Annotated in this window: 1 protein-coding gene; it reads left to right on the forward strand. The window is 48.5% G+C overall.

Annotated features, from left to right (window positions below; all coding sequences use genetic code 11):
* A partial coding sequence (locus HW443_RS12110; RefSeq protein WP_176238317.1) for an IS1634 family transposase occupies positions 1 to 833 on the forward strand: 833 nt, incomplete at both ends.

Consider the following 833-nt stretch of genomic DNA (forward strand, 5'->3'; position numbering starts at 1 on the left):
ACGGCCTGGTCTATGTGGTCCAAAAACTATGGGGTTATTTGGAACTGGGGGAGGCTATTAGCAAATCTCTAAAGGCCCAAAAGGTCCAACTGGACTATGAGCGGTGGATAAAGATGATGGTGGCAAACAAGCTTTCTGACCCCACCTCTAAGTTGGGCATCTTGGAGTGGTTGAAAGGGGTGTGGTGGCCCGATCATGGGTTTGCCCCCCAGCTATTTAATGAATCCTTAGCCCCAGAGGAGCAAGAGAAGCTCTTAAAGAAAGAGGTGATGAAGTTTTATCGAGCCCTAGACCATCTCCTTAAGATGAAGAAGCCCCTGGAGAAGCACCTCTATTTGAGATTGCGAGACCTTTTTAGCTTGAAAGTGGATCTGGTCTTCTACGATGTTACCTCCAGCTACTTTGAAGGACAAGGGCCAGCCTCTTTGGCCAAGGAGGGATATTCCCGGGATAATGAACCAGGCAAGAAGCAGGTGCTGATTGGTCTTATCCTGTGCAACTCTCTGCCCATCGGCCATGAAGTCTTTGAAGGCAACCGGGTGGACAAAAAGACCCTCAAGGAGATCCTGGCTAAGCTAAAAGAGGAGTTTGAAATAGATCGGTGCATCTTGGTGGGAGACCGAGGACTCATCAGCAAGGAAAATTTAGAAGAGCTGGAAAACCAGGACTTTGAATCCATTCTGGCTTTGCGCAAAAGGCGTAACCGGGAGGTGAAAAAAGTACTTAAGGAAGGTGCTCCCATCTATTGTCGCACAAGTGAGCAACTGGAGTACCGGGAGGTTAAAAAAGAAGATGGACTGCGCTACATCCTATGCCGTAATCCAGAGGTAGCC

The sequence above is a fragment of the Candidatus Hakubella thermalkaliphila genome (assembly GCF_013281975.1).
Classification (GTDB): Bacteria; Actinomycetota; Humimicrobiia; order Hakubellales; family Hakubellaceae; genus Hakubella; species Hakubella thermalkaliphila.